We start from the raw sequence: 15,449 nt of genomic DNA, 5'->3' as shown, positions 1-15,449 counted from the left end.
TGCGGACGAGACCGCGGCTGAGCTGAGGTCCACACAGGACTGGCCGAGCTGGCCGAAGACGCTCCGGCGAAACGGTTGCCCAGGCTTTTCGTGATGACGGCCATTCTCCTGTGTTCGCTTGACCGTGTCGTTGCTCACCGGATGGTGACGCTGAGCCGGGCGATCACCGACGGCTGTCACTTCCCAGTTCGGTTACAGCTCATTTCGGCCACGTCAATTTTCGTCGGGAGAACCCTGCCGTCCGGAAGGCGTACCCCTGTGGGTCTTTGCAGGCAGGAGGGCTGATCAGCACGCCTGGGGGACTGCGGGGCGGATCTTGCGTGAGGATGCGGTTGCAGATTGCGCATAAAGGGGCAGCACGCTCGGTGAACTTCCTAAGGGGACGGCGCGTGCTACCGGGCAGAACGGGTCGCATGGGTGACTGAACGGTGAACGAACTGTCACGTCAAGTAACAATAAGCTTGCGGAAGGTTCGCTTTATCGCTTCCGATAACGGGTAGGAAAGTGCCTGGACCGGCGGGATGATCCCATCGAGGCAGGGGAGGCCAGACATGGAGCGGGGACCGTTGGCGCTCTTCGGAGCGATCATCGCGGTCGGGCTCGGGCCTGCACTGTGGATGGGCGTCCAGCTCGGGCCGTCTCCGCAGCCGGGGCCGGCACGTCCGCCCGCCGGGGTCAACGAGCAGGGCGCGGAAAAGGCCGGGCAGCTGCTGGGGGGAACGGGCGCCGGTGCGGAATCGAGTGACAGCAGCCTCGACCCCGCCCCACGCGGCAACGTCATCCCGCTGACCACGTCGCCCGAGGCCAAGCCGTCGCCCAGCACGAGCACGAAGCCTTCGGCCGCCACGACCTCGCCGACCACCACCGACCCGACGACCCCGGCCGACCCCGGCACCACCGCTCCGCCCGAGTCCACCACCGTGCCGGTCCCCGACCCGACCGAGGCCACCAAGCCGCCGGTCGACGACGAGACCACCGACCCGGCCGACCCGGCCGACACCACCGACCCGGCCGACAACGACGGGACGGACGACGACGACCCGACGCCACTCACCGGCAGTGTCGGCGTCCACATCTCGTCCGAAGACAGCTAGGTGTCTGTTGCGCCGCATCCCCGGCCCAGCTACGAAACAGGCCCCTACGAACGTCGGGCCGCGCCCTGGGGTGACTCGGGCGGTGGCAGGTAGGTCGCGGCCAGGGCTCGGGCGGTTTCGGTGAAGACGGCTCGCAGTTCCGGCGGGTCCAGGACCTCGGCGTCGGCGCCCAGCTTCAGCAGCTCGATGTGACCGTGGCGGATTGATTCGATCGGCACCCGGGTGATCAGGCGGCCCGTCTCGTCGGGTTCGCCGGCCTCGGCTCGAGCCACCCTGGACATCTCCGGCGGGAAGATGAACGCCATCCGGTCGAGGGCCGCCGCTGTCATACGCACGGTGGCCGTGCCGGTGTAGACGCCCTGCTCGTACCTCTCGGTCCACTCGGCCCAGAACGCGGCCAGCTCGAAACCCTCGGGCCGGGCCGCCGGCTCGTCCAGCAGCTCCGCGTCCAGGATGTTCGACACCCGGTAGGCGGTCGTGCGGGTCGCCGTCGCCGCCACCAGATACCAGCGGCCCGCCTTCAGCACCACGCCCAGCGGGTTCAGCGTCCGGGTCACCTCGCGCGGGGCTTTCCAGCGGCGGTAGCGCACCTCGATCCGGCGGCCGCTCCACACCGCGTCGGCGACGGTCGAGAGGTACGGGACCGGCTCGTCGGCCCGGAACCAGCCGGGCGCGTCGAGGTGGAATCTCTCGCGTACGCGGTCGGCCCGGTCGGCCAGTTCGCCCGGCAGCGACGCCCGGAGCTTGAGCTGAGCCGCCGCCAGCACCGAACCCAGCCCCAGCTCGGCCGCGGGACCGGGCATGCCGGCCAGGAAGATCGTGCCGGCCTCGTCCGTCGTGAGCCCGGTGAGCCGGGTCCGGTAGCCGTCCAGCAGCTGGTAGCCGCCGGCCGGCCCGCGGTCCGCGTACACCGGCACCCCGGCCGCACCGAGTGACTCGATGTCGCGGTAGACCGTGCGGACCGAGACCTCCAGCTCGTCCGCGAGCCCTTGCGCCGTCATTCGCCCTCGCGTCTGCAACAGCAGCAGAAGCGAGAGCAGACGGTCGGCGCGCATGACCAAGACGCTAACGCCGAAGGGGAGCCCGACGGGCTCCCCTTCGTGTGGTGCGGTGGATCAGAGCGCGAGCAGGCGGTTCAGGATGTCCCGGTACGCCCGGAGTTCGACCCGCAGCTTCTCGGTGTCGTCGGAGTTGCCGGCCAGGCCGTCCCGCTGCGCCTTGAGCGCGCTGGTCAGCTTGTCGACCGCGTCGCCGACGAGCGTGGCGGCCTCGGCGGTGGCCTCCTTGGGCTCGTCCACGAAGCGCAGCTGGATGTCGCGGAACCGCTCGGCGAACGAGTCCCCGTCCGGCAACAGCTTGTCTCCGGTGGTGGAGCCGGGGGTCGTGGCCTTGGGAGCGGCAACGGCGCCAACCGGCACGGCGGCGGTTTCGGCGACCGGCGACGGCGTGTCCGACGCCGGCTGGAAGTCCTCGCTGTCGACCCGGTCGGTGTCGTCAGCCTTGTCCGAGGACGAGGACGAGGGGCCGTCGAGCTTCTCGCCGGTGGCCGGGTCGACCGCCTTGGGGCTGTCGAACGTCCCGTCGTCCTTGACCGCCTGATCCTCGGCCGGCCGGGCGTCGGAGTCGGTGAGCGGCAGATCGACCGGCGAGTCGTCCTGCGGCCGCTCGGTGTGCGCGGCCCGGTAGCTGGTGTCCTCGACGACCGAGCCGTCCGGCCCGTACGTCGTCGACGTGACCGCCTTCTCCGTCGTGTCGCCCTGGCGCTCGTGACCGGCCGGCTGAGCGTCGACGTCGGCCGCGGAAACGTCATCCCGGCGGGCAGTGTCATCCGGGCCGTCGGACGGGCGCGCGGCGTCGGTCGAGGTGTCGCCGGACGACTCGCGCGGCGCGTCGCTCCACGGTGACCCCGCCCGCTGCGGCGGTACGGAGACAGCCTGCGTACGGTCCGGGTCGGCCTGGGGCTCGGTCTCTGTCTCTTTCTCGTTCGAGAAGAACTTCATGAGCGATCGCTCCTAGCGGGTGGTGTCGCGGGCGGGGGATTCGTCGTCGGCGGCGGCGCGAGGGGCCGGCGCCGCGCCCTCCGATGTGGAGTCGGGCGTTGAGTTGTTGATACCAGTCGAGGGCACCGGGTCGGTACCGAGCAGGTCGGCGAAGAGCGCCCGGTAGTGCACCAACGCCTGCCGCAGGTCTTCGGTGTCGGCCTCGCCGGCGGTGTTGCGCTGCGAGATCTCGTGCGCCTGCCGGTAGTGCTCGAGCGTGCGCGCGTGCTCGACGGAGAGATCGGCGAGCCGCTCGTCGTACTCGCCGGTCGGGTAGCCCCGGTCGGCGATCAGCCGGGTGACCAGGTCGTCGGCCGCGGTGACGGCCTGCTCCGGGTTGTCCACGAACTGGATCTGCACTTCTTCCCAGTTCGCCGAGTAGGTGGCCCGGGCCTCGGCCGACAGCGGCTTCAGTTCGAGCGAGGCGTGCCGCTTCTCGCGCTCGCGCAGCTCCTTCTCGGCCTCGGTGCGGCTGCCGGAGTCGGCCACCACCCGGTCGTACTCGGGCCCGAAGGTGTTCTGCAACTGCTTGCGACGCATCACCCGGATGCCGTAGACGACGGCGGCGATGACGATGAGAACGACAACGATCAAGACGATGGTGACTGTGGGGGACATGGGGCCTCCTCTTATCAACATCCGTTATTCCCACCCGCGGTGTCCCGTCAACCCCCTTCGCGCCCCTCCGTTTCGTTCCTTGCAGTAACCGCCTGGTCACAGTGTCATAAGGACGACGCGCCGAGCCGTGCCAATCTGAACCGCCAAAAAGGATTTAAGCCAATCTTTAGGTACGGCCTGACGGTGGCTCGCCCTCCAGGTTTTCCGTATTCTCCCGAGGGCGTACGCCGGAAGAGCGGAGCCTGATGAAGAAGCGTTACTGGTCGATCCGTTCGAAGATCATCGTCCTCGCGGCCGTCCCCCTGACGGCTGTGCTGGCTCTGTGGCTGTTCGCGACGGCGCTCACCGCCGGTCCGGCGTTCAACCTGCTGTCCGCCCGCACGGTGCTGGACAACGTCGGCAACCCCGGCATCGAGCTGGTCGGTCAGCTGCAGCGTGAGCGCCTGTTCAGTGTGGAATATCTCTCCGCCACCGGCCCGCCCTCGCAGGCACTGCTCACCCAGCGCAGCGCCACCGACCGGTCGATCGCGAGCTTCCGCCGGCTGGCCGAGGGCGACGAAGCGCGGGGAGCGACGAGCACCGAGTTGCGCGGCCGCATCGACCAGTTCCTGACCCAGCTGCAGAGCCTGACCGGCAACCGCGGGCACATCGACCGCCGGGCGATGGATCCGATCGGCGCCCAGGGCCTGTTCAACAGCGTGATCGGGGCCGGCTTCCAGACCTTCGCGGCCACCGCCACCTTCAACGACCAGCGGATCGACGGCGAACTGCGCGCGCTGACCACGGTCGGCCACGGCCAGGAGTACCTGAGCCGGGTCGATGCCCTGGTCGGCGGCGCGACCGCCGCCGGCCGCTTCACGCCCGAGATCCGCGGTCAGCTCATCCAGGACGTGGGCACAGCCCGGTTCCTGCTCGAGCGCGGTGTCGAGGACATGGCGCAGAGCGACCGCGCCGGGTTCGCCCAGGTGCGCAGCGGCACGGCCTACGACCGCCTCGACAGCCTGCTCGACCAGCTCGTGCAGCAGAGCCGCGACGGCGCGGCGACGCCGGTGAGCAGCTCGGAGTTCCGCCCGTCGTACGTCGCCGTGGCTCAGGAGCTGCGCACGTTCGAGGTGGCGGCCACCGACTCGCTCACCGAACGGGCCCGGCCGGTCGCCGAGCGCGTGCTGTTCCGGCTCGGCCTGGCAGGCATCCTCGGGCTCGCTGCCCTGGCCGCCTCGCTCTATCTCTCCGTACGCGTCGGGCGTTCGATCGTCGGCCGGCTGCGCCGCCTGCACGGCGAGGCCCGTGAGATGGCGGCCGAGCGGCTGCCCACCGTGGTCCGCCGGCTGCAACGTGGTGAGAGCGTCGACGTCGACGTCGAGACGCCGCCGCTCGAGTACGGCCGCGACGAGATCGGCCAGCTCGGCCAGGCCTTCAACGAGGTGCAGCGGACGGCCCTGCAGTCCGCGGTCGAGGAGGCGAACGTCCGGCGCGGCCTCAACGAGGTGTTCCTCAACATCGCCCGGCGCAGCCAGACCCTGCTGCACCGCCAGCTCGCCCTGCTCGACCGCATGGAGCGCCGCGAGACCGAGCCGCAGGAGCTGGAGGACCTCTACCGGGTCGACCACCTCGCCACCCGGATGCGCCGCCACGCGGAGGATCTGGTCATCCTGGCCGGCGCCGCCCCCGGCCGCGGCTGGCGCAACCCGGTGCCGGTGATCGACGTCGTCCGGGGCGCGATCAGCGAGGTCGAGGACTACAAGCGCGTCGACATCCGCTCGATCGAGTCGGCCTCGGTGCTCGGCCGCGCGGTCGGCGACGTCATTCACCTGCTGGCCGAGCTGCTCGAGAACGCGGCGTCGTTCTCCCCGCCGCAGACCCGGGTCCAGGTCTCCGGTCAGACGCTGCCCAACGGGTACGGCATCGAGATCGAGGACCGGGGTCTCGGCATGACGCCCGAGGCGATCGACGCGGCGAACCGGCGCCTGGCCGAGCCGCCCGACTTCGACCCGGCCGACAGCGCCCGCCTGGGTCTGTTCGTGGTGGCCCAGCTGGCCCACCGGCACGGCATCCGGGTGTCGCTGCGCGCGTCCGCGTTCGCCGGCGTCACCGCGATCGTGCTGGTCCCCGGCGAGCTGATCGCCACCGCCCCGGTCGCCGCGCTGCCGTCCGGATCGTCCACGGGGGAACGCCCGCTGGTCGGCTCGGGCACCGACGACCCGTCGCGTCCTTCGCTGGCCGCGCTGCAATGGCAGGGCACCGAGGAGCTTCAGCAGGTCACGGCGTCGGGTCGCCCGATCATCGACGGCACCGCGCGGCCCGGCCCCGCGGAGCCCCACCCGGTGCGCGGCGCGGTCACCAGCGGCCAGCTCCGGCCGCCGTTCGGCGCCGGCGGCCCCTCGCCGAGCTCGGTCGTCGAGGGGCTCAGCGACGAGGGACTGGTGCAGCGCCGGCGCGTACGCCGCCGGCCCGAGCCGGCGCCGGCGGAGGAGTTGCCCGAGCTGCCCCGGCGCGCGATCCCGGCCCAACGGTCGGTCCCGCGCAACTCTGCCCCGGCGCCGACGCAAGCACCGGCAGAAGCACCGATGCGAACACCGGCGGCAGCGCCGATGCAGGCGCCGATGGTGCCCACGGGGGCTCCCGCCGCGCCGCAGCCCGGCGAGGCGGCCACTGAGGACGGTCTGCCCCGCCGCGTACGCCAGGCCAACCTGGTCCCGCAGCTGCGCCGCCCGGCCGGCGAGCCGCGCGAGGAGCAGCCGGCCACGCTCCGTTCGCCCGAGCAGGTTCGCAGCATCATGAGCGCGCTCCAGAGCGGCACCACCCGCGGGCGCATTGACGCGGCTCGTTACCTTGGGGAAGGGGAGCCGACAGCGCAGAGTAATGTCCCCAGCGCGACTCGCGACGGAAAGCGCGGCGGGAACGGGCATCATCTCGCGGATTCCGCATCTGAAGATAGGTCTAATGCGGACGACACGGACATTAATGTTCGCCCAAGCGCCGCATCCTTTGCCGATGCGGCTACCGTCAGTTTCCCGGCGATCGTCACCCAGACGCTCGCCCGGGACGAGGCATCAACCGGGGGCGGGTCGGATGCGGGGGAAAACCGCGCCAACAGTCCCGGGCGCGAAAACGTCATCAGGCCGGAAAAGGACGCATAAGTGACACAGACGACGAACCAGCGCGCGCACCTCACCTGGCTCCTCGACGATCTGGTGGAGCGGGTGCCTACGGCGCAGCAGGCGGTCGTGCTCTCCGCCGACGGGCTCCTCATGGGATCGTCGGCCGGGCTGAATCGGGAGGACGCCGAGCACCTGTCGGCGATGGCGGCAGGCTTCCAGAGTCTGGCCAAGGGAGCGAGCCGGCACTTCCGGGCCGGCCCGGTGCGCCAGACCGTGGTCGAGATGGAGTCGGCCTTCCTGTTCGTCACGGCCGCCGGTCAGGGCGCTTGCCTGGCCGTGGTCGCCTCGAGCGACGCCGACCTCGGCCTGATCGCGTACGAGATGGCCATGCTCGTCACCCGGGTCGGCCAGAACATGAGCGCACCCGGGCGCTCCGCCGTGTTGCCCTCCGATGCCGGCTGAGCCGCGGCGCGTGGCGCACGACTGGCTCGACCACGACGCGGGCCCGGTGGTCCGGCCGTACGCCATGACCCAGGGCCGGGTGGCCGCCGAGGGCAACGAGTTCGACCTCGTGGCCTTCGTCGTGGCCACGCCCGCTGACGACCCCGGCCCCGATGTGCTGCAACCCGAGCACCACGCCATCGTGGCCGCGTCCTGGGAGCCGATCTCGGTCGTCGAGCTGGCGTCCGCGCTCGACCTGTCGATCGGCGTCATCCGCGTTCTGCTCGGTGATCTACGCTCGGCGGGACTCATCTCGCTGTACGAACCCCCGGCGGCGTCCCAGCCGCACGATGTCGACGTACTCAAGGCGGTTGTCAATGGACTCCGTGCGCTCTGACCGCAACGGCGCGTCGTCGCGCATCCCGGTCGCGCTCAAGATCCTGATCGCGGGCGGCTTCGGCGCCGGCAAGACCACGATGGTCGGCTCGGTGAGCGAGATCCGGCCGCTGCAGACCGAAGAGGTCCTCACCGGCGTCGAGGGCGCCGATGACACCGGCGGCGTGGAGGGCAAGACCACGACGACCGTGACGATGGACTTCGGCCGCATCACGATCACCGAGGACCTCCAGCTCTACCTGTTCGGCACGCCCGGGCAGGACAGGTTCTGGTTCCTCTGGGACGAGCTGTCCGAGGGCGCGCTGGGCGCGGTCGTGCTGGCCGACACCCGCCGCCTCGCCGACTGCTTCCCGTCGATCGACTACTTCGAGCAGCGCGGCACCCCGTTCGTCGTCGCGGTCAACTGCTTCGATCCCGATCAGCGCTTCGGCGCCGGGGCGGTGAGCCGGGCTCTCGACCTCGACGAGGGTGTTCCGGTCGTCCTGTTCGACGCGCGGGAACCGATCGGCGCCCGCAACGTGCTGATCGAGCTGGTCGAGTACGTCGCCCGCCGTCAACTGGCCGCCGCGGCGTCCCGCTGAGCGCGCCGGTGTGATGGGATCACACCATGGGCGCGAAGGATGAACTTGTCTTTGTCGGTGGCTACACGGCGGACAAGGGTGGTGACGGCGAGGGCATCGTCCTGCTGACGCGCGACCCGTCCACCGGCGTGCTGTCCCGGCGGGGGGTCGTGGCGCGCACGCCCAGCCCGTCGTTCCTGGCCCGGCATCCCTCGCTGCCGGTCCTGTACGCGGTGAACGAGCTCGACCCCGACGGCGCGGTCTCGGCCTTCACGGTCGCCGCCGACGGCTCGCTCACCCCACTGGCCGGCCGGCCCACCGGCGGCAGCGACCCGGCCCACCTGGCGGTCACGCCCGACGGCCGGCACCTGCTGGTCGCCAACTACGGCACCGGTTCGGTCGCCGTCTTCCCGCTCGACGACGAGGGCGCCCCGGGCGAGCATTCCGATTTGCTCGATTTGAAGGGCAGCGGGCCGGTGGCCGACCGCCAGGCCGGGCCGCACGCCCACATGGTGTTCCCCGTCCGCGACGAGGTGCTGATCGCCGACCTCGGCTCCGACAAGGTCTGGCGCGCCCGCCTCGACCCGGTCCTGGGCCGTCTGACGCTGCTCGGAGCGGCCGTCGCCGCCGAACCCGGCACCGGCCCGCGTCACGTGCGCTTCTCGCCCGACGGCGCCCTGTTCGTCGTCGGCGAGCTGAGCGGCGACCTCACCTGGTGGCGCCCGTCGGCCGACGGCTCGCTGGCCCCGGCCGGCCGGGCCGCGACCACCGCGGCAACCGGCGAGAACTATCCGTCCGAGATCGTGGTGCGCCCCGACGGCCGGTTCGTCTACGTCGCCAACCGGGGAGCGAACACGATCGCCACCTTCACCTGGGACGGTGAGACGGCCGCCCTGGTGGCCGAGACGCCCACGGAAGGTGACTGGCCACGCCACATGATCCTGACTGGGGATCACCTCTACGTAACCAATCAGCGATCACAGAGCGTGACGACGCTCCGGATCGACGCCGAGACCGGAGTGCCCGTGCCGCAGGGTGCGCCCATGGCTGAGCCCACGCCGACCAGCCTGCTGCGCTGGAGCGTCATCGGGCGCAGCTGAGGCACGGAAGGGCATTGATGCCTGTCTGGGTACGGCGGTGCGCAATTCGGGCACGAGCCGCAACTGATCGAGATGACATCACTACGGTTGGTCACGCAAGATGCCAAGAATCCCAATCCGAGTAACTTTCGACCGAACGTATATGGCGTTCGGGTTCGGCGATGCGCACTATAGAGCGCGTGTCTGGCCGCCATCGTAGAAACTTCAGTCTCAGGGGAGCGGGCGTCGTCGGAGCTGCGATGGCGATCGTTGTCGTCATGGGTGGGTCCTATTACGGATACCAGCAGCTCGCGGACGACGGTTGCACCGGTTCGATCCGGTTGACCCTCGCGGCGACCAGTGAGGTCGCCCCCTCCATCGACCAGGTAGCGCAGCGTTGGGTGCAGGAAGGCGCGAACGTCGACGGCACCTGTGTCGCCGTGACGGTCTCCGACGTCAACTCCTCCACCATGGCCGCCGCCGTCGCCGGTGAACACAAGGTGGTCCTGGCCGGTGTGGGCACAGCGCCCGAGGCCGTCAAGGTTCCGGACATCTGGGTTCCGGACTCCTCGACCTGGCTGCTGCGCCTGAAGTCCGAGGCGCCCGGCTTCGTGCCCTCCGACAGCAAGCCGATCGCGCAGAGCCCGATCGTGCTCGCCATGCCCAAGCCGGTTGCCGAGCAGGTGGGCTGGCCCAACAAGAAGATGGGCTGGGCCCAGCTGCTGCAGCTCATGCAGACCAGCACGACCCTGAACACCGGCATCGCCAACCCGACGCTCGACTCGACCGGCCTGGCCGGGCTGCTGGCGATCGGCCAGGCGGCCGGCGCCGGCGAGAAGGCGCAGGCGGCCAAGGTCAAGGCGATGCAGGCCCTCGCGGGCAGCGCCTCGGCCCTGCGCGACGAGCTGATCCAGCGGTTCCCGCGGTCGAACGACCCCAACGACATCGGCACCAGCCTCAGCGCGGCGCCGGTCTCCGAGGAGAACGTGGTCTCCTACAACGCCGCCAAGCCGCCGGTGCCGCTGGTCGCGCTCTACCTCGACCCGAGCCCGATGCCGCTCGACTACCCGTACGCGATCATGCCCGAGGTCGACCTGCAGAAGCAGAAGGCCGCCGCGGGCCTGCGCACCCAGCTCGCCAGCGCCACGTTCAAGAACGCTCTCGGCGCGGCCGGCCTCCGCTCGCCCGACGGCTCGTTCGGCGCCGGCTTCGCCCGTCCGCTGGGCGCTCCCGACGCCTCGCCGCCGGCCAGCAACACGGTCGGTGGCACGGGTGACAACGGCGGCACGGCCGCGGCCGGCTTCGACGCCAGCGCGCTGAGCCAGGTCATCGGCAGCTGGAACGCCATCACCCAGCCCGGCCGGGTGCTCGCGGTCTTCGACGTCTCGGGCTCGATGAACACCAAGGTGCCGACGGCCAACAACCAGAGCCGTGCGGCGGTGACCCGCCGGGCGGCGGCGGCCGGTCTGTCGATGTTCAGCGACAAATGGGCCGTCGGCGTTTGGCTGTTCTCCACCGAGATGGTCGGCAAGCGGCCGTGGAAGCAGATCGTGCCGATCAGCCCGCTCGCCTCGAGCCGCACCACCTTGCAGGAGTCGATCGGCCAGATCGTGCCCAAGGAGGACGGCAACACCGGCCTCTACGACACGGTGCTCGACGCCTACAAGGAGGTGAAGAGGACGTGGCAGCCCGGCAAGGTCAACTCCGTCATCCTCTTCACCGACGGTAAGAACGAGAACGACGACGGCATCAAGATCGAGAAGCTGCTCAGCGAGCTGAAGCGGCTGAACGATGCCCGCAAGCCCGTCCGCCTCGTCATCATCGGCATCGGCGACCAGGTCAGCGAGACCGAGCTCCAGACGATCGTGAAGGCGACCCCCGCGGGCGGCGTCTTCGTCACGAAGGACCCGGCGAAGATGAGCTCGATCTTCGTCGAGGCGATCGGCCGGCGCACCGGCGCCACCGGCGGCTGACCCACCGCGTACGAGAGAAGGCCGTCACCCCGCGCGGGTGGCGGCCTTTTCCGTGTCGCCTCACCTGCCGTGTGAAGTGGTGCCTCACCCGCATGGGAGTGGCGCCTCACATGCCGTGGAAGTCGAGGCAGACGGCGATCGCGTCGTCCTCGAGGTCGGCGTCGCCCACGAAGGCCCGCAGGTCGCCCAGCAGCGACCGCACGGCCTGCAGCGGGGCCAGGGACTGCGTACGGCGGACGAAGCGGGCCAGAGCCGCATCCCCGTACCGCCCGGTCGCCGTGACCGCGTCGTAGACGCCGTCACTGGCGAGCATGAGCCGGTCGCCGGGCTCCATGCGGAAGCTCTGCACCTGGTAGTCCGTCTCGTCGAACATGCCGAGCGGGAACTCCTTGCGCAGCTTCTGCTCGTGCACCGCGCCGTCGCGCAGCAGCAGCAACCGGGGCGAACCCGCGTCGACGACGGTCACCTCGCCGGTTGTCAGGTCGAGCTCGAGCAGCAGGGCCGACACGTGCGCGTGGCCCCGGTGCTCGGCATAGATCGCCTGGTCGGCCAGTGCCGCCTGGTCGTCGAGGGAGATGCCGCCCCGGCGGGCGTTGCGCAGCGCGAAGGTGGCGAGCGAGGTGAGCAGGGCCGCCGACACGCCCTCGCCCATGCCGTTGAGCACGCTCAGCGAGAGCCTGCCGTCCTGATCGGCCCAGTCGAAGCTGTCGCCGCGCACCGCGTACGACGGTTCGAGCTGCCCGGCCAGGCCGAACGCGGGCCGGCTGCGGCTGCGCGCGGGCAGCAGCTCCCACTGCATCTCGGCGGCCAGGGTGAGCCGGCGGGTGCGGGCCACCGCCTGATAGCGGTCGGTGCCGTCGGACGCCGCCTGAAGCTCGTGGGCCAGCGCCACGGCGACCTCGATCAGCTCGCCGGCGGCCTCGGGGTCGCCGGGTGCCGGCTCGCAGGCCAGCACGCCGATGCGTTCGCCGCGCGACGAGACCGGAAGAAACATCACATCTTTCTCTTGGACCGCGGTCTGATGGTCGAAGCAGCGCCAGGCGGGATCGCCGGGATGGGTGCGCGGGTGGTCGCCGAAGATCGGCACGAGAGCCGCCAACCGGTAATCGACCAGGTACAACTCGGTGCGCAAGAGCCCGTACTGCGCGGCCAGAGCCTCGGCCAGACGCTCCGGAACGGCATCGGCGGCGGCGTCGGTGAGAATCCGCCGGAGCACCAGTAGCCTGTCGATCAATGGCGACCTCCTCGAACAGACCTGCCCGTACGAGTAGTCTCTCCTGCACCATGGCCGTTCACCATGGGCCGGATGGGCCGGACCCGATGCAGACCGCGGCGATCGACGACGCCGCGAAATCCTTGCTGCTCGCGTGGGACGCGGCTCGCGAGCAGGTGACGCCGCGCATCTCCTCGGTCCAATTGAACGCGTTGCTGGCCGTCGAGCGGGCCGAAGGCATCAATCTGGGCGGCCTCGCCGCCGAACTCGGCATGCTGCTCTCCTCGGCCAGCCGCCTGTGTGACCGCCTGGTCGCCTCGGGCATGGTCGAGCGGGTGCCCGGCCGGGCCGACCGGCGCGAGATCGCTCTCTACCTCACTCCCTCCTCCCGCACGCTGCTGGGCGAGCTGCGCCGCATCCGGCGTCGCGCGCTCACCGGCGTGCTCGAGAAGATGTCGGCCGGCGGCCGGGCGGCCCTGCTGCGCGGGCTGAGCGAGTTCTCGGCCGCGGCCGGCGAGAACGGCGAGTCCGCTTCGGCTCAGACGGCCTGAGCAGGTCGTGAGCGGGCCAGCCAGCTCGCCGGGTCGTCGCGTACGCTGCCGATCACCACGTCGGCCGCCCCGCGCATGGCCGCGTCCGGGCCCAGCGTGGCTGCCCGCAGCGCCACCGGGGCCAGGCCGGCTGTGAGCACCCGGCGGCGCAGCTCGGCGTCGATGCCGTCACGCAGCCGATCGAACTCGGGCGCGTAGCCGCCGCCCAGCACGATCACGCCGAGGTCGAGCAGATTGACCACGGCCGACAGTGCGATACCGAGGGCGGCGGCGGCCAGGTCAGGGTCGGCCGCGACCGCCTCCTGGCCCGCGTACTGCTCCAGGCAGCCGTTGGCGCCGCAGCGGCAGGGCCGGCCGTCGGGATAGACGGTGACGTGCCCGATCTCGCCGCTCCAGCCGCGCCCGCCGCGGTAGAGCTCGCCGTCGAGCACGATGCCGGCGCCGATGCCGATCTCACCCGAGACGTACAGGAAGGTGGGGGTGCCGCCGTCGGTCCGCAGCTCGCCCAGCGCCGCCAGGTTGGCCTCGTTGTCGACGGTCAGCGGCAGGCCGAGGTTCAGCAGGGCCGGCACGTCGACGTCCTGCCAGCCCAGGTTGGGCGCCACCCGCACGAGGCCGTTCGCCGCGACCAGGCCGGGCACCGCCAGTGCGGCCCCCGCGAGTTCGATCCCGTCGGCGTCGGCCGCCGCGCGGGCCAGCGCGGCCAGCTCGCCCAGCGCGGCCAGGGCTTCCGCGGGCGGCAGCAGGCGCTGGTCGGCCCGGGTGACGAAGCGGTGGCGGACGACGCCGGTCAGGTCGACCACGCACGCGGCCAGGTAGTCGACGTTGATCTCGAGTCCGAGCCCGCCCGGGCCGTCGGGAGTGAGCGCCAGGCCGGCGGCGGGGCGGCCGGCGCCCGTACGCGGCGCCGGATCGAGCTCGGTCAGCAGGCGCCCGGCTATGAGGTCGTCGACCAGGGCCGACACCGTGGCCCGGGTGAGCCCGGTCGCGGCCGAGATGGCCGCCCGGGATGGGCGATCTGCGCTGTTCGCCACTGTCTGCAACACGAGCGCGAGATTGTGGGCTCGCACGCTCGATTGCCGGACGGGGCTGCGGGAAGCATTCATCAAGCGGCCGCTCACGGCCTTGACAATGCCACACGGCCGCCAAATAATTCAACTAATAAACAAATCCGAGCTGTTACGTGGAGGTAACCGTGCCGGTCCAACCCGCTCGTGAAGACAAGTTCTCCTTCGGCCTGTGGACCATCGGGTGGCAGGCCGTCGACGCGTTCGGCTCGGCCACCCGCCCGCCGCTCGACCCGATCGAAGCGGTGCACAAGCTGGCCGAGCTCGGCGCCTACGGCCTGACGTTCCACGACGACGACCTGGTGCCGTTCGGCTCCGACGCGTCGACCCGCGACGGCATCCTCGCCGGCTTCAAGAAGGCGCTGGAGGAGACCGGCATCGTGGTGCCGATGGTCACCACCAACACCTTCAGCCACCCGGTGTTCAAGGACGGCGCCTTCACCAGCAACGACCGCTCGGTCCGCCGCTACGCGCTGCGCAAGGTGCTGCGCCAGGTCGACCTCGCCGCCGAGCTGGGCGCCGAGACCTTCGTGCTCTGGGGTGGCCGCGAGGGCGCCGAGTACGACGCGGCCAAGGACATCAACGCCGCGCTCGACCGCTACCGCGAGGGCCTCAACCTGGTCGCCCAGTACTCCGAGGACAAGGGCTACGGCCTGCGCTTCGCGATCGAGCCCAAGCCGAACGAGCCCCGCGGCGACATCCTGCTGCCGACCCTGGGCCACGCCATCGCGTTCACCTACGAGCTCGAGCGGCCCGAGCTGTTCGGCATCAACCCCGAGGTCGGACACGAGCAGATGTCCAACCTCAACTTCACCCAGGGCATCGCCCAGGCGCTGTGGCAGAAGAAGCTCTTCCACATCGACCTCAACGGCCAGCACAGCGTCAAGTTCGACCAGGACCTGGTCTTCGGCCACGGCGACCTGCTCAACGCGTTCTCGCTGGTCGACCTGCTCGAGAACGGCCCGATCGGCGGCGGCCCCAAGTACGACGGCCCCCGCCACTTCGACTACAAGCCCTCCCGCACCGAGAACATCGACGGCGTCTGGGAGTCGGCCAAGGCCAACATGCGCATGTACCTGCTGCTCAAGGAGCGGGCGCAGGCGTTCCGGGCCGACCCGGTGGTGCAGGAGGCCCTGCGCGCCAGCAAGGTGCTCGAGCTCGAGACCCCGACCCTCAACCCGGGCGAGACCTACCAGGACCTGCTCAACGACAAGAGCGCCTGGGAGGACTTCGACGTCGACGCGGCCGGTGCTCAGGGCTACGGTTTCGTGAAGCTGCACCAGCTCATGATCGACCACGTTCTGCGCGCCAACTGAA

The 15,449-nt window shown here is 70.7% G+C and carries 14 protein-coding genes; 9 read left to right on the top strand and 5 right to left on the bottom strand.

Going from position 1 to position 15,449, the window contains the following annotated elements:
• The first annotated feature begins 551 nt into the window (after window positions 1-551).
• Window positions 552-1,094, top strand: a complete 543-nt coding sequence (locus tag LXN57_RS24195; RefSeq protein ID WP_251800462.1) for a hypothetical protein — start codon at window positions 552-554, stop codon at window positions 1,092-1,094.
• 44 nt (window positions 1,095-1,138) lie between these two features.
• Here the strand turns inward: LXN57_RS24195 and LXN57_RS24190 are convergent, their stop codons facing one another.
• From LXN57_RS24190 to LXN57_RS24180, 3 genes are read right to left on the bottom strand one after another with little or no spacing between them, the layout of a single operon-like run.
• A complete protein-coding gene (locus LXN57_RS24190; protein ID WP_251800461.1) occupies window positions 1,139-2,149 on the bottom strand; it encodes a helix-turn-helix transcriptional regulator in 1,011 nt (336 codons plus the stop codon).
• A gap of 60 nt (window positions 2,150-2,209) precedes the next feature.
• Window positions 2,210-3,094 carry a hypothetical protein gene (locus LXN57_RS24185; RefSeq protein ID WP_251800460.1) on the bottom strand — a complete coding sequence of 295 codons (885 nt, stop codon included), beginning with the start codon at window positions 3,092-3,094 and terminating at the stop codon, window positions 2,210-2,212.
• Window positions 3,095-3,106: 12 nt separating this feature from the next.
• A complete protein-coding gene (locus LXN57_RS24180) occupies window positions 3,107-3,751 on the bottom strand; it encodes a hypothetical protein (RefSeq protein ID WP_251800459.1) in 645 nt (214 codons plus the stop codon).
• A gap of 245 nt (window positions 3,752-3,996) precedes the next feature.
• On the opposite strand from LXN57_RS24180, the gene LXN57_RS24175 reads away from it, so the two are divergent.
• The 6 genes from LXN57_RS24175 to LXN57_RS24150 all read left to right on the top strand — a co-directional run bounded on the left by LXN57_RS24175 (window position 3,997) and on the right by LXN57_RS24150 (window position 11,301).
• On the top strand, window positions 3,997-6,891 hold the full coding sequence (locus LXN57_RS24175; protein WP_251800458.1) for a sensor histidine kinase: 2,895 nt from the start codon (window positions 3,997-3,999) through the stop codon (window positions 6,889-6,891).
• A complete protein-coding gene (locus LXN57_RS24170; RefSeq protein WP_221381206.1) occupies window positions 6,892-7,314 on the top strand; it encodes a roadblock/LC7 domain-containing protein in 423 nt (140 codons plus the stop codon). It abuts the gene before it with no gap.
• Window positions 7,304-7,690: a DUF742 domain-containing protein gene (locus tag LXN57_RS24165; RefSeq protein ID WP_221381205.1), complete on the top strand. Its 387-nt coding sequence runs from the start codon at window positions 7,304-7,306 to the stop codon at window positions 7,688-7,690. The genes LXN57_RS24170 and LXN57_RS24165 overlap by 11 nt, the downstream gene beginning before the upstream one ends.
• Window positions 7,671-8,270 (top strand): GTP-binding protein, encoded by a 600-nt coding sequence (locus tag LXN57_RS24160; protein WP_251800457.1) that lies wholly within the window; start codon window positions 7,671-7,673, stop codon window positions 8,268-8,270. Before LXN57_RS24165 ends, LXN57_RS24160 begins: the two co-directional genes overlap by 20 nt.
• A gap of 26 nt (window positions 8,271-8,296) precedes the next feature.
• Window positions 8,297-9,349, top strand: coding sequence for a lactonase family protein (locus LXN57_RS24155; protein WP_251800456.1), 1,053 nt, complete (start codon window positions 8,297-8,299; stop codon window positions 9,347-9,349).
• Between the two features lie 239 nt (window positions 9,350-9,588).
• Entirely contained in the window at window positions 9,589-11,301 is a 1,713-nt protein-coding gene (locus LXN57_RS24150) for a substrate-binding and VWA domain-containing protein (RefSeq protein ID WP_251800455.1), read from the top strand.
• Between the two features lie 106 nt (window positions 11,302-11,407).
• On the opposite strand, the gene LXN57_RS24145 is transcribed toward LXN57_RS24150, so the two are convergent.
• The gene (locus LXN57_RS24145; protein ID WP_251800454.1) at window positions 11,408-12,535 is read right to left on the bottom strand and encodes a PP2C family protein-serine/threonine phosphatase; all 1,128 of its coding nucleotides are present in this window, start codon (window positions 12,533-12,535) and stop codon (window positions 11,408-11,410) included.
• 50 nt (window positions 12,536-12,585) lie between these two features.
• On the opposite strand from LXN57_RS24145, the gene LXN57_RS24140 reads away from it, so the two are divergent.
• Window positions 12,586-13,065, top strand: a complete 480-nt coding sequence (locus LXN57_RS24140) for a MarR family winged helix-turn-helix transcriptional regulator (RefSeq protein ID WP_251800453.1) — start codon at window positions 12,586-12,588, stop codon at window positions 13,063-13,065.
• Here the strand turns inward: LXN57_RS24140 and LXN57_RS24135 are convergent.
• On the bottom strand, window positions 13,053-14,171 hold the full coding sequence (locus LXN57_RS24135) for an ROK family protein (protein WP_251800585.1): 1,119 nt from the start codon (window positions 14,169-14,171) through the stop codon (window positions 13,053-13,055). The two genes, LXN57_RS24140 and LXN57_RS24135, sit on opposite strands and share 13 nt — an antisense overlap.
• Before the next feature lie 89 nt (window positions 14,172-14,260).
• On the opposite strand from LXN57_RS24135, the gene xylA reads away from it, so the two are divergent.
• On the top strand, window positions 14,261-15,448 hold the full coding sequence (gene xylA, locus LXN57_RS24130; RefSeq protein ID WP_251800452.1) for a xylose isomerase: 1,188 nt from the start codon (window positions 14,261-14,263) through the stop codon (window positions 15,446-15,448).
• The last annotated feature ends 1 nt before the right edge of the window (window position 15,449 follow it).

It is taken from the genome of Paractinoplanes hotanensis, from assembly GCF_023717965.1.
GTDB lineage: Bacteria > Actinomycetota > Actinomycetes > Mycobacteriales > Micromonosporaceae > Actinoplanes > Actinoplanes polyasparticus.
The sequence above is the reverse complement of the archived record's forward strand: the minus strand, read 5'-3'. Positions and strand labels throughout refer to the sequence as shown.

Excerpts from the sequence above, each read along its gene's own strand:
- LXN57_RS24180 (WP_251800459.1), bottom strand. The coding sequence starts at position 3,751 with ATGTCCCCCACAGTCACCATCGTCTTGATCGTTGTCGTTCTCATCGTC.
- LXN57_RS24195 (WP_251800462.1), top strand. The coding sequence starts at position 552 with ATGGAGCGGGGACCGTTGGCGCTCTTCGGAGCGATCATCGCGGTCGGG.
- LXN57_RS24135 (WP_251800585.1), bottom strand. The coding sequence starts at position 14,171 with ATGAATGCTTCCCGCAGCCCCGTCCGGCAATCGAGCGTGCGAGCCCAC.
- LXN57_RS24140 (WP_251800453.1), top strand. The coding sequence starts at position 12,586 with ATGGCCGTTCACCATGGGCCGGATGGGCCGGACCCGATGCAGACCGCG.
- LXN57_RS24155 (WP_251800456.1), top strand. The coding sequence starts at position 8,297 with ATGGGCGCGAAGGATGAACTTGTCTTTGTCGGTGGCTACACGGCGGAC.
- LXN57_RS24160 (WP_251800457.1), top strand. The coding sequence starts at position 7,671 with ATGGACTCCGTGCGCTCTGACCGCAACGGCGCGTCGTCGCGCATCCCG.
- LXN57_RS24190 (WP_251800461.1), bottom strand. The coding sequence starts at position 2,149 with ATGCGCGCCGACCGTCTGCTCTCGCTTCTGCTGCTGTTGCAGACGCGA.
- LXN57_RS24165 (WP_221381205.1), top strand. The coding sequence starts at position 7,304 with ATGCCGGCTGAGCCGCGGCGCGTGGCGCACGACTGGCTCGACCACGAC.
- LXN57_RS24150 (WP_251800455.1), top strand. The coding sequence starts at position 9,589 with ATGGCGATCGTTGTCGTCATGGGTGGGTCCTATTACGGATACCAGCAG.
- LXN57_RS24185 (WP_251800460.1), bottom strand. The coding sequence starts at position 3,094 with ATGAAGTTCTTCTCGAACGAGAAAGAGACAGAGACCGAGCCCCAGGCC.
- LXN57_RS24175 (WP_251800458.1), top strand. The coding sequence starts at position 3,997 with ATGAAGAAGCGTTACTGGTCGATCCGTTCGAAGATCATCGTCCTCGCG.